This window comes from Veillonella nakazawae (genome assembly GCF_013393365.1).
Lineage (GTDB): Bacteria > Bacillota > Negativicutes > Veillonellales > Veillonellaceae > Veillonella > Veillonella nakazawae.
Genome location: NZ_AP022321.1, coordinates 960,894 through 973,245 on the forward strand (window position 1 = coordinate 960,894; position 12,352 = coordinate 973,245).

Below are 12,352 nucleotides of genomic sequence, written 5' to 3' on the forward strand. Positions count from 1 at the left end.
CCATTCGATGATTTAAAGGGGACCTATGAACGTAGTTTTATCCACATTAAACTCAAAATTTATACATTCCTCCCTGGCTTTGCGGTATCTGAAAGCCTACGGGCAGGCTCACGGACAGGCATACGATATAGTAGAATATACTATTAATATGCCTGTTTTACATATTCTCAGCGATATTACAGAGCGCAATATAGATGTATTGGGCTTCGCTTGCTATATCTGGAACATTGAAATGACCTTACATGTGGTGGATATGGTGAAAGCCGTTCGACCAGATATTAAAATTATCTTAGGCGGTCCGGAGGTATCTTTCACTGCCGATGAAATTCTAAATCGTTGCCATGCTGTGGATTATGTTGTACAAGGCGAAGGGGAAGAAGCTTTCTACCAACTCATTAGTGCATTACAAAATGGTAAGGATGGATTAGGAGAAGAAATCCCTGGTGTACGGGGCCGCCATATTACAGGTCAACTTATGGGATCCACTGAGGCCGTAGAGGTTAAAGATCTTAGTACCATTCCATTCCCATATGTAGAAGAGGATATGGAGGATTTAGAACATAAAATCATCTATTATGAATCCTCTCGCGGATGTCCATTCTCTTGTCAGTATTGCTTATCTGGTAATAAGAATACAGTGCGGTTCTTCCCACAGGAGAGAACCTTCAAAGAGTTACAATGGTTTATCGACCATAAGGTAAAGCAAGTTAAGTTTGTAGATAGAACATTTAACTGTGCACCACATCACCATCGTCCATTGATGGAATTTATGCGTGATGCCAATACAGAGACGAACTTCCATTTAGAAATGGAACCTGAGCTCATGACGGAATGGGAAACAAATATTCTCTGTGAAACACCGCCAGGGCGTATTCAAATCGAAGTGGGCGTACAAAGTACACATAAGAAAACCTTAGATGCTATTAACCGATATAACGATTGGCCGTACATTCAAAAGGCAATTAGACCTATTATTGAAGCAGGTAGAACTCATGTTCATATGGATTTAATTGTAGGCTTACCTTACGAAAATAAAGCACGATTTGGATTATCCTTCAACGATTTATTTAGCTTACAACCTCATGCGCTGCAAATAGGGTTCTTGAAACTTTTAAAAGGCTCTGGTGTACGCCGCATGAAGGAATACCAATATATTAGTGATCCGTTAGCGCCATATGAGGTACTAACCACTCATGTATTACCTTATAAAGATATACGCTTTTTAAAACACTTTGAAGATGTATTTGAACGCTTCTATAATAGTGAACGCTTTAGAACGGTCTTTGGCTATATTGGTAGCAAGCTCATAAAGGAACATACTGATACATCTATAACTGGTGAGGATACAGCAACAAATCATGTACCACCTATGAAAAAGTATGATCCTTCTAAAGTGAAACCTAAAAAAGATGCCTTTTCTTATTTCTGTGACATGACACAGGCTTGGCTCGATGCTGGAAATCATAAGGTTAATTTGAAAGATATCGACCAAATCGAGTTTTTATATAATTTCTTCTTGTCTAAAGGCGACAAGGTAGCAGCCGAACTATTGCAATATGATACACTTGTTAGCTATCGAGGTAAGGTTCGCAGCGAAGCCGTTGGTTTGCCGAAACAGACAAAGGAACTTTTACAAGAAGGGGAATCATTCTGGCGCAACGAAGAGATTGCATCTCAGTATATTCCAAACTATACCTTCAAAGAATGGCGCAAAATTCGCCAACAATATGTAGAAATGCCAATGTCTGAAGACACGGCACATGTATTAGGTATAGAGAATGTACCTAATACACCATTTACAGTAATTATCGACGTTAATAAAGAGGTAAAACCGTTTATACGTCCTGAAATAGAGGCTTGTTAAATTTCACAAGCGATGATTGGTTAGTTAAATAGGAGTGTTATGACCGATACAACGAGACCAAAACGATACCGCATGGTATCTAAATATTATAAAGAAACCTATGGGGAAAAGGTTTATAAATTGCCTGTTGCCTTACCGCTGACGTGTCCAAATCGAGATGGTTCAGCCGGCGTAGGGGGCTGTACCTTTTGTGGTGAAATCGGTGCGGGCTATGAAAATCGTCCTGCTTGGATGACAGTGCGCATGCAATTAGAGGAAAACATTGCTCACATAGGTCCTAAATATAAGGCGAAAAAATTTATACCTTATTATCAAAACTTTAGTAATACCTATTTGGGACTTGATGATTTTAAAAGCTACATGGAGCAAGGCTGCATCGACGAAGCAGTAGGCATTGCTATTGCGACGCGACCAGATTGTATTGCCGATGAATATTTAGACATATTGGCTGACATTAGAGATCGCTTTCATAAGGATATTTATATTGAATTAGGATTGCAAACGGTCAATTATGATACCCTTGAGAAGATTAATCGAGGCCATGATTTAGCACAGTTTATTGATGCTGTATTGCGCATTAAACGATACGGATTTAACGTTACCACACATATGATTGTTAATCTTCCATGGGATACTATAAAGGATACTATTGAAGGAGCCCGTATTTTGTCAGCTCTTGGTGTCGATCAAGTTAAATTACATGCCTTATATATCGTTAAAAATACATTGATGGCTAAGTGGTATCAAGAAGGGCAATTTACTTTAATTAGTGCTGAGGAATATGCTGATCGGGTTGTGAATTTTGTTCGTCACTTGCATCCTGACATTGTATTACAACGTCTTGTAGGCCGAGCACCTGAAGATAATACGTTATTTACGAATTGGTCCATGGGGTGGTGGCGCGTTCAAGATTTAATTGATGATAAGTTAGACGAACTAGATGCTCATCAAGGTGATTTATGTGATTATTTAAACGGCAAAGCCGTTCGTAAGTTTATAGATTAGGAGGTTATATGAGCGAACAAGTTTTTACATTTCCTACATATGACCTAGCACAATCCATACTAGGTCAACATAATCGATATCTGCATATGATGCTTGAAGTCATCTCTGCAGATGTAGTGGCACGCGGTGATACTGTGGTTATCAAGGGCGATGAAAAACAAGTAGAGGCCTTGTATCGTACGTTAGAAGAACTTGTGTTCTTATACCGTGAAGGCAGTACCATCACTGAGTCTCAAGTTCGTATTGCGGCCAAACTCGTTGCTAATGGCAAAGCTGATGCTGTACATACTATGTTTGAAGATACCTTATCCGTTAACATGCGGGGTAAAAATATTACGCCTAAAACAGAAGGTCAAAAATACTATGTAGATAGCATTCGTAAAAATACCATTACCTTTGGCATTGGCCCCGCTGGTACAGGTAAAACATTCCTAGCCGTAGCGTTAGCCGCATTCTATTTAAAAAACCGCAACGTAGATAAAATCATTTTGACTCGTCCTGCTGTAGAGGCTGGTGAACGATTAGGCTTCCTACCTGGTGAATTACAAGACAAGGTAGATCCTTATTTGCGACCTCTTTATGATGCATTACATGAAATGTTTGGCATCGAGCAAGTACAACGCTTTATGGAGCGCGGTACTATCGAGGTAGCACCATTAGCATATATGCGTGGTCGTACCTTAGAAAACGCCTTCGTTATTCTAGACGAAGCTCAAAATACGACGGCTGAGCAGATGAAGATGTTCTTAACACGTTTAGGTAACAACTCTAAAATGGTAGTCAACGGTGATAAGACACAAATTGACTTGCCACCACGTGTTGTGTCTGGTCTTGGCGAGGCTGAAAAGGTATTGCGTCATGTACCGGGGATTAATATGGTTTACTTTAGCGATCAAGACGTTGTTCGTCACGATTTAGTTGGTCGTATTGTAAAAGCTTACGATCAGTATCATGAACGTAAATTAGCTGGTGAGACTGCGGAAACTAACGCAGCATCTAAAGACCATGTAGCGAAAGGATAAGCATGTATATACATATTAGCTATGATGAAGGAATTCGAGAGGATTCCAATATTGAGGCTGTTATACGCAAGGTCTGCGATGAAGTGAGTCGCGTATATGGTCTTGAAGAGGATGAAATGAGTATTTTGCTCTGCGATAATGCTAAGATTCACGAGCTTAACAAAGAATATCGCGGCATCGATAGACCTACCGATGTATTGTCCTTTGCCCTTAATGAAGGGGATGATTACGAAGGCAGTGAAGAGGAACATCACTTACTTGGTGATATGATTATTTCTTTAGAGCGCACTCGTGAACAGGCTATCGAATATGGACATAGCTTTGAACGAGAATTAGCGTATTTAACGACTCACAGTTGCTTACATATCTTAGGCTATGACCATATGAACGATGAAGATAAAAAAGAGATGCGTACTGAAGAAGAATTTATCTTAGGTAATCTCGGTTATGTGCGGGAGGATGCACCATATAATGAATAAGAACGAACATTTTAAATCTGGCTTTGTTGCCGTTGTTGGACGCCCTAATGTTGGTAAATCTACCTTAATTAATGCCCTTATTGGTGATAAAATCGCTATCGTATCTGATAAGGCTCAAACAACGCGTAACCGTATCATCTGTGTATATACAGATGAAGCAAAACAAATCGTTTTCATGGATACGCCAGGTGTACATAAGCCAAAACATAAATTAGGTGAATTCATGGTAGATGCTGCCATTGAGTCCTTGAAAGAAACGGAAGCTGTTTTATTTGTAGTAGCAGGCAATGAAAAACGCGGCCCTGGAGATAATTTTATTATAGAGCAATTAAAACGTGTAAAAGTTCCTGTTTTCTTAGTCGTTAACAAGATTGATACTCTAAAAAAAGAGGAGCTTTTAGAAGCTATTGTGTCTTATCAAGATGCATATCCATTTGCCGGGGTTATTCCTATTTCTGCAAAGGATAAAGAGAACCTAAATGAAGTTTTAAATGTATTAGAAGAAACATTACCGGAAGGTCCACAATACTTCCCAGAGGATATGATTACGGATCAACCAGAACGTCTTATCATTTCTGATATTGTTCGTGAAAAAATCCTATTGGCTACACGTGATGAAATCCCTCATGCTATCGCTGTAGACGTAGATGAAATGAAAACACGTGATGATGGCACAACATATATCCGTGCTACTATTTACTGTGAACGAGACTCTCAAAAGGGCATTATCATCGGTAAGAAAGGTGCCTTGTTGAAACAACTTGGTGCTGAAGCCCGTGTAGATATTCAAAAACTATTGGCTACAAAGGTGTACTTAGACCTTTGGGTTAAGGTTAAAAAGGATTGGCGCAATAAATCCGGCATGTTATCTGAACTTGGTTATAGAAAATAATTTTTGCTATAATAAAAACTAACTCGTTTTCCCTATTATATGAAAGGAATTAAGATGGATAGTGTAGATGGCCTGTTACCCATAGGGTTTGGTCTTGTATGTATATTTTTAATTAACTTTTTTGTGGTCGCAAAGTTCTCCTTTGCTCGTCTTCGTAAAGAGCATGTTGAGGATATGGATATCCTTTTAGAGAAGGATAGGGAGTTTTTATTAAAGCTCTATCAAAACCCTGAGTATTTCTTAAATACTACACAGTTTTTGATTCTATTCTTTATCTTAGCCCTTGCGGGCACTGGTACATTTGTATTTGATAATACCGTAGATCAACTTGTAGCGGTATTTAATGTGCATAGTACATGGATGCACTTCGTACTAGATATACTGTTATTGTTATTAATTAGCTTAATCGTTTTAATCTTTGGTGAAATCGTACCTAAAGCATTGGGCTTATCGTTCCCAACAAAGTATGTAAATACCTATAGCCGTATCGTAGTAGCTGCTGGTCGTTTGGTATATCCGTTCATTTGGATTGCTAGCAAAATATCCACTGTTATTTTGGGCTTTTACAAAACAAAATATTTAACAGAGCTAGACCTTGTGTACTCTGAAGAAGAGATTCGCATGATGATCTCTCGAAGCCATGAAGAAGGTCAACTAGACCAAGTGGAATCAGAGTTGATTGACAATGTATTTAACTTTGTAGATCGTAGAGCTAAAGAGGTTATGGTACCGCGTCAAGATGTGGACTGTATTTTCGTTGAAGACGGTTACGATGAAGCGATGAAATTTATTCGCTCTAAGGCTCATACACGTTACCCTCTATGTGTGGAGGATAAGGATCATATCATTGGCCTAGTTCATATTAAGGACCTCATGGAACGTCCTAACCAAGCGCGCAAGGATTTGCGTAATGTAAAACGTGATATCTTAACTGTGCCAGAGGTAATGAAGTTATCCACACTGCTACAATACATGAGAACTCGTCGTATCTATCAAGCTATTGTTGTAGATGAGTACGGTGGTATGGTTGGTCTCGTAGGCCTTGAAGATATTATCGAAGAGCTCGTTGGGGATATTCAAGACGAACATGAACCACACTTACCAGCTAAAATTGCTTATGCAGATGGATCCTTCGAATTTGATGGTAAAGTCCTCGTAGACGAAGTAGAGGAAATGATGGACGTTGAAATCGACGATTCCGATTCTGATACAATTGGGGGCTATGTATTTGGTCTTTTAGAACGGACACCAATCGTTGGTGATACTGTGGATGCATTGGGATATACCTTTGAAGTAACACAAATGCAAGGCTATCGCGTATCCCGTATTAAAGTAACACCTTTACCTGAAGAGGAAACAACGGAAGAAGAACATGAAGAAGCTTAATGGTGGTTTTAACACACCTGCCATCGTTATTAGTCGAAAAAAATATAAGCTATACTCTGTATTTACTTTTATCACACCCAGCTTAGGACTCATTCGTGCATCTATACCGCATAAGCGTATGATGACCATGCGTAACAGTTCCTATTTACGTCCCTTTAGTGCCATGTATATAACGGTCGTACCTGATGGTGAATATGTAAATGTTACACAAATTGATGGTTCCTATGTGGTAGAATCATTAGATGTTAATTTAGATAATATTGCTTATGCTGCAGTGGCCAGTGAGCTCATTCAAGAACTTTTTGCTATGTATGATGTAGATCGCAAGGTGTTTGATACCGTTGTAAACTATTCCAAGCAAATACGGCGCCGCAATGTACAGCTAGGAACGATAATGCTAGGATGGCAATTACTATCCCTCGCAGGTGTTGTGCCTAGTGCTAATGCTTTTTCACATCAAGATGGTATCGATCCATTCTGGATACAGGTGAAAGAAACGACAAATCTAAGTATTTCTCGTTCTGTAAAAGCTGGATTACCTCAAATTCTCGCTTACCAGTGGGGCGAAGACACGCCTATAGAACTTCCTAAAACAATTTGGAAGGATCTTGAAAAACTACTATTTGCATACTGCGAGCAAGAAATCGGTAAACCATTACAAAGCGTTAAGTTTTTAAATTCCATAATTTAATGATAGTAAAAGGCAGTTTGAGAAATCAAACTGCCTTTTGTTGATTCCAGCATGTATGTCTGAATGGGCCATTTATTATGATGAACAAGATCAAAGGTTTCATAAAGTGAAACCATCAATGATAGAAAATATTATCATTAAGGTAATTGATGCTGAAAAGGGTATTTATATGATTGAAAAAAGATAATCCAAATAGACATTTGTACATCTGTAGTTGACACTTTTAATAACAATTATTTATAATATAACAATATTATATTATATGTTTTTATAGGAGGTCATTATGCAGCTTTTGGGAAATCTCAAAATACATTTTCTAGCGCTCGTACTAACTGTAGTTGCTGAATTTATAGGCATAAAAAAACTAGGTCCCGTTGTATTATTGCCATTATTGTACACATTGGTTCTAGGTTTATTAATTTCTATTCCTAAGTTTAAAATTCTTACTATTAAACAGATGGAAAAATCTGCAGATTATATCGGTATTGCCGTTATGATCTTGATGGTAAAAGTAGGTTTAGGTATCGGTCCAAATCTTGGTATTCTTACAAGTGCAGGCTGGGCATTATTACTACAAGAGCTTGGGCATTTCTTTGGTACGATTGTATTCGGTTTACCAGTAGCTTTATTAGTAGGTATGCGTCGAGAAGCAGTAGGTGCTTGTTACTCCGTAGACCGTGAGCCGAACGTAGCAATTATTATCGACAAATTTGGCTTTAGCTCTCCTGAGGGCCGTGGTGTTATGGGCATGTACATCTGTGGCGTTCTTATCGGTGCTATGTGGTCCTCCGTATTGGCTGGTATGTTGGCACAATCTGGATGGTTCCACCCATTGGCATTAGCTATGGGCGCGGGCGTAGGTAGTGCTAGTATGATGGCTGCCGCTACGGCTCCAATCATTGCAGTATATCCAGATTACGAACAACAAATTATGGCTCTTGCAGGGGCTGCAAACTTGTTGACTACCGTTCTAGGCGTATACTTTGGTCTATTTGTTTCTTTACCTGTTATGGAAAAAACATACAACTTCTTTACAGGTCGTACCCGTGAACAGGATTTAGCAGAGGAGGCAGCAAATCATGAGTAAAAGCGAAAAATTAACACAATTTGTCATCGTTATCTGTATTGCTGCTATCATCACTGCAGTAGGTAATGTAATGGATGGTAAACATCTATTTAGCGATAGCTTAGTTGGCGTAGCTATCTTAGCAGTCCTTGCTACAATTGGTGCATTGCTCTCTAACTTGCCATATGCTAATAAATTACCTATGGTATTCTGGGTTTCCTTAGTCGGTGTTGTTGCATCCTTACCAGGTATGCCTGGCCAAGAATGGATTATTGCAAAAACTAGCCAAGTTACATTCCTTGCTACTACAACACCAGTACTTGCTTATGCAGGTTTATCCTTAGGGAAAGACCTTGGTGCATTCCGTCGCTTATCTTGGCGCATTATTCCTGTTGCACTAGCTGTAACAGCAGGTACTTTCATCTGTGCAACAGCATTAGCCCAATTAGTACTTCATTTAGAAGGTTTAATTTAATACTAAATCATAATGTAAGATGTCTAAATTATGTTAAGATATAATTATAGATTTATATTTCATAAGATATCTATTCATCATGAAACCATGATCGACCGTATTTTATACGGTCGATTTTATAAAGGAGATAGTATGAGCCGTATGACAAAGGAAGAAGTTAAAGAACGTGTTTGTAAAGCAATTGTTGATGCACAACCGCGTTTACGAGAATTAGCTGAATCTATTATGGCTGAACCTGAACTAGGTTTTAAAGAGGTAAAAACCTCTAAAAAGGTTCAAGCTATGTTTGATGAACTTGGCATTTCTTATACTACTGGTCATGCATTGACGGGTGTAAAAGGTAGAATGAATGGCCGAGATAGTAAATATACGGTTGCAATGGTGGGAGAATTAGATGCCATTCTCTGTCCTCGCCATCCTCGTGCCGATGATTTAACAGGGGCTGCTCATTGCTGTGGTCATAATGTACAAATTACCAATATGTTTGCCGTAGCTATAGGCCTACAAGCAGTGATGGACGAATTAGCAGGCGATGTTGTACTATTTGCTGTCCCTGCAGAGGAAATGATTGAAATTGATTACCGCAACAAATTGCGTGAACAAGGAAAACTGAAATATATGGGCGGCAAGCAACAGCTTATCTATGAAGGTGCTTTCGATGATATCGATATGGCTATGCAAATGCATGTGGAGACTGCCAAAACTCCAGCTGGTGAAATGGGGCTTGGTAGTACCTCCAATGGTTTTGTATCTAAACTGATTGAGTATCACGGCAAGGTGGCTCATGCGGCTCAAGCACCTCATGAAGGTATTAATGCTCTTAATGCTGCTTTAATGGGGGTTATGGGGGTTAACTCCATTCGTGAAACTTTCAAAGAAAGCGATTATTTCAGATTCCATCCAATCATTAATCAAGGAGGTACACTGGTAAACTGTGTGCCTGATTATGTTCAAGTTGAAAGTTATGTGCGTGCTTCTAATATTGAAGCTATTGTAGATGGCAATCATCGTGTTAACAGAGCATTAAAAGCCGGTGGTGATGCAGTAGGGGCTACATGTATTATCAAGGACCTACCAGGTTATTTACCGATGCGTAATGATGAACGTATGAATGCTCTATTACGTGAAAATTCCAATCCTATCTTTGGTGAAGCCAATGTATACCAAGGTCCACATATTACAGCTAGTACAGATATGGGGGACGTATCTCACTTGATGCCGGTTATCCATCCATGGGTTGGCTGTATCAGTGGTGTACTACACAGCGCAGAATACGAAATCTCTGTACCTGATGTAGCGTACATTAAAACAGCACAAGCCTTGGCTATGACCATTGTAGACTTACTATACGATGATGCAGCAGGCGCTAAAGATGTATTAGACAACTTTACACCAGCATTAAACAAACAAAGCTATATTGAACTCTTAGATCGCATTGCTAAGGGGGAATAAAATAAACCACCTACCGAAGATGAATTGATTATCTTTGGTAGGTGGTTTACAATTTATTTATATAACTATAATGATTTATTTAAGTCTATTTCTTATATACTAATGTATATATTAGTATATTTTTATAGGAGATTATGAACGAGAGTCTTGCTTTACTACTAGCTATCTTATATCTAATCTATAGATTTAAGACATATAAAAAAACAAATAAAATAATAGAAGACAGAATAGAAAATGTTCACAAGCCATACTTTAAACGTGTACGAGATGTTTTAGGTTGTTCTGAAGAAGAAGCAGAGAAGGTTGGATTAGCATTAGATAAATATTTAGTACCCTTAGAAAGTAAATTCTATAAAATTGATGATAGTACTTACTCATTTGTTGATGCAGGCGGCCTTAAAGGAACATTTTCAATAGATCAAAACTATAACTTATTGACATTAGTTTATAACGATGTTGATTTACTAGCTTTACATCAGGTTTAAATATCTATAAGTAAAGAAGGCTTATATTATGAAAAAAATAATATTGTATGTAGTAAATATAGTATTATTAAATTCATTTTTTGTTTTTTAGGTGAAAATTAAAATGATTACAATAAAAAAAATATTTTTCTATGCATTTGCATTATTCAACTTAATTTCTCTTATATACAGTATGGGGTATGATTATATGACCGGTGCCGAAATCCATTATGATTTCTATGGAGCATTTTTTGTTTGTTGGTTAATATTCTTTGGCATTTTGAAGGCAATTTTAGGCATATAAATAGTATTAATTTAAAACTTGAGGCTTGGTTAAATGATACAGCTAGCATTTTATGTGATCTTTTTGATTTTATTATTCTCTATTATGGGAAAAATAATATATGACTATATTAAAGGTCATAAGATAGCATATAAATCTTATGGCCTTACTTTTGTATGCTGGCTTATTATTTTTGCTTTATTAAAATTAGTTTTTGAGCTGTAAGCCTTGTAAAAAATATTACAACAGATGAAGAAGTAAAAATGAGGTGTAATAGAATCAATGAAATTAATATATTATTTTGCTACTATATCCTTGTTTTTAGCATTTGCCTATAGTGTAATTCAATATATCCGAAGATCCAATAAGGACATAAATGAAAAATATAGACTGATTAGTTTGGGTATATTTTTATTTGTGCTTTTTACAGATTTAAAGTTCTTAGATACCTTAAATAAAGAATTTAAGTACCTAATTGAGTTTTTATTGTTATCATTTAGTACATACCTGTTTTCACTAATTTTTAAAAATAGTGATAATAAAAGAATTTATTATTTATTTTCTTTATTTACTGTATTACTGTTATTAATGGCTATCTTATTCTCTGTATAGTTTCATATTAAGTAAAATTAAGGTAGAAGATTATACGTACATGATGGGAATCTTATTAAATGAATGTCTATAAACAGAAACGTAATTTCATAAGTCTAATTAGATATAGATTATGGTGTTCTTTATTTATGATAGTTGCATGGACATTAAATGCAATAGATGCTATACCTATTGAGGGGATTGTTGCGATTCCAGAGGCAACACTAGTATGTACTATCTTTATTGTAATGCTTTTGTGGCCTCTCATTAGTCATAGAAAACTTTTTGTTTTACTATATCGAAAATATATCAATAAAGGACACTCTACATTTTATTTCTGTTTATGGTTCTTAGTAGGATGGATAGATAAAATTGTGAAAGAAGATGAACTTAATAGTTCTGCTTTTAGACTTTCATTTGAATCTTATTCACTATATGACTATATGTGGTTAATTATTTATATTCTATTCTTGCTATGGATTATATTCTATGCAGATATGAGTAATTGGCAACGTTTAATAGGTTCTAGTAGTGTGATTCTTTTAATCCTTAAATCCTTATATGTAAAGTAACCGCATTACTGGTACCCATTAATTTATATCTGTGTTGACATTTTTCCCTCTGTATTGCTACAATATTGTGTATAATATATGCGATGAAGCAGAGTAGTAAACCTCTCTAG

12 protein-coding genes are annotated in these 12,352 nt (G+C 37.0%); all 12 read left to right on the forward strand.

Annotated features, from left to right (window positions below; genetic code table 11):
• Nucleotides 1–25 precede the first annotated feature (25 nt).
• The 12 genes from VEIT17_RS04260 (at nucleotide 26) to VEIT17_RS04315 (ending at nucleotide 12,242) form a co-directional block, all read left to right on the forward strand.
• Nucleotides 26–1,864, forward strand: coding sequence for a B12-binding domain-containing radical SAM protein (locus VEIT17_RS04260; protein WP_178884898.1), 1,839 nt, complete (start codon nucleotides 26–28; stop codon nucleotides 1,862–1,864).
• Nucleotides 1,865–1,903: 39 nt separating this feature from the next.
• A complete protein-coding gene (gene mnmL, locus VEIT17_RS04265) occupies nucleotides 1,904–2,869 on the forward strand; it encodes a tRNA modification radical SAM protein MnmL/YtqA (protein ID WP_178884900.1) in 966 nt (321 codons plus the stop codon).
• A gap of 8 nt (nucleotides 2,870–2,877) precedes the next feature.
• Entirely contained in the window at nucleotides 2,878–3,891 is a 1,014-nt protein-coding gene (locus tag VEIT17_RS04270) for a PhoH family protein (protein WP_178884902.1), read from the forward strand.
• A 2-nt stretch (nucleotides 3,892–3,893) separates the two neighbouring features.
• A complete protein-coding gene (gene ybeY / locus VEIT17_RS04275) occupies nucleotides 3,894–4,370 on the forward strand; it encodes an rRNA maturation RNase YbeY (RefSeq protein ID WP_178884903.1) in 477 nt (158 codons plus the stop codon).
• Nucleotides 4,363–5,262, forward strand: coding sequence for a GTPase Era (era, locus tag VEIT17_RS04280; RefSeq protein WP_005386518.1), 900 nt, complete (start codon nucleotides 4,363–4,365; stop codon nucleotides 5,260–5,262). Before ybeY ends, era begins: the two co-directional genes overlap by 8 nt.
• 54 nt (nucleotides 5,263–5,316) lie before the next feature.
• Nucleotides 5,317–6,648: a hemolysin family protein gene (locus VEIT17_RS04285; RefSeq protein WP_178886011.1), complete on the forward strand. Its 1,332-nt coding sequence runs from the start codon at nucleotides 5,317–5,319 to the stop codon at nucleotides 6,646–6,648.
• Nucleotides 6,635–7,339 carry a DNA repair protein RecO gene (gene recO / locus VEIT17_RS04290; RefSeq protein WP_178884906.1) on the forward strand — a complete coding sequence of 235 codons (705 nt, stop codon included), beginning with the start codon at nucleotides 6,635–6,637 and terminating at the stop codon, nucleotides 7,337–7,339. Before VEIT17_RS04285 ends, recO begins: the two co-directional genes overlap by 14 nt.
• Nucleotides 7,340–7,622: 283 nt before the next feature.
• Nucleotides 7,623–8,426, forward strand: coding sequence for a DUF3100 domain-containing protein (locus VEIT17_RS04295; protein ID WP_119206430.1), 804 nt, complete (start codon nucleotides 7,623–7,625; stop codon nucleotides 8,424–8,426).
• Nucleotides 8,419–8,880: a hypothetical protein gene (locus VEIT17_RS04300; protein WP_005386525.1), complete on the forward strand. Its 462-nt coding sequence runs from the start codon at nucleotides 8,419–8,421 to the stop codon at nucleotides 8,878–8,880. The genes VEIT17_RS04295 and VEIT17_RS04300 overlap by 8 nt, the downstream gene beginning before the upstream one ends.
• Nucleotides 8,881–9,012: 132 nt before the next feature.
• Nucleotides 9,013–10,332: an amidohydrolase gene (locus VEIT17_RS04305; protein ID WP_178884908.1), complete on the forward strand. Its 1,320-nt coding sequence runs from the start codon at nucleotides 9,013–9,015 to the stop codon at nucleotides 10,330–10,332.
• A gap of 134 nt (nucleotides 10,333–10,466) precedes the next feature.
• On the forward strand, nucleotides 10,467–10,817 hold the full coding sequence (locus tag VEIT17_RS04310; protein ID WP_178884910.1) for a hypothetical protein: 351 nt from the start codon (nucleotides 10,467–10,469) through the stop codon (nucleotides 10,815–10,817).
• 1,002 nt (nucleotides 10,818–11,819) lie between these two features.
• On the forward strand, nucleotides 11,820–12,242 hold the full coding sequence (locus VEIT17_RS04315; protein WP_119208998.1) for a hypothetical protein: 423 nt from the start codon (nucleotides 11,820–11,822) through the stop codon (nucleotides 12,240–12,242).
• The last annotated feature ends 110 nt before the right edge of the window (nucleotides 12,243–12,352 follow it).

Bases quoted from the DNA above. Each gene is read 5' to 3' on its own strand.
- VEIT17_RS04260 (WP_178884898.1), top strand. From the start codon at position 26: ATGAACGTAGTTTTATCCACATTAAACTCAAAATTTATACATTCCTCC.
- mnmL (WP_178884900.1), top strand. From the start codon at position 1,904: ATGACCGATACAACGAGACCAAAACGATACCGCATGGTATCTAAATAT.
- VEIT17_RS04270 (WP_178884902.1), top strand. From the start codon at position 2,878: ATGAGCGAACAAGTTTTTACATTTCCTACATATGACCTAGCACAATCC.
- ybeY (WP_178884903.1), top strand. From the start codon at position 3,894: ATGTATATACATATTAGCTATGATGAAGGAATTCGAGAGGATTCCAAT.
- era (WP_005386518.1), top strand. From the start codon at position 4,363: ATGAATAAGAACGAACATTTTAAATCTGGCTTTGTTGCCGTTGTTGGA.
- VEIT17_RS04285 (WP_178886011.1), top strand. From the start codon at position 5,317: ATGGATAGTGTAGATGGCCTGTTACCCATAGGGTTTGGTCTTGTATGT.
- recO (WP_178884906.1), top strand. From the start codon at position 6,635: ATGAAGAAGCTTAATGGTGGTTTTAACACACCTGCCATCGTTATTAGT.
- VEIT17_RS04295 (WP_119206430.1), top strand. From the start codon at position 7,623: ATGCAGCTTTTGGGAAATCTCAAAATACATTTTCTAGCGCTCGTACTA.
- VEIT17_RS04300 (WP_005386525.1), top strand. From the start codon at position 8,419: ATGAGTAAAAGCGAAAAATTAACACAATTTGTCATCGTTATCTGTATT.
- VEIT17_RS04305 (WP_178884908.1), top strand. From the start codon at position 9,013: ATGAGCCGTATGACAAAGGAAGAAGTTAAAGAACGTGTTTGTAAAGCA.
- VEIT17_RS04310 (WP_178884910.1), top strand. From the start codon at position 10,467: ATGAACGAGAGTCTTGCTTTACTACTAGCTATCTTATATCTAATCTAT.
- VEIT17_RS04315 (WP_119208998.1), top strand. From the start codon at position 11,820: ATGATAGTTGCATGGACATTAAATGCAATAGATGCTATACCTATTGAG.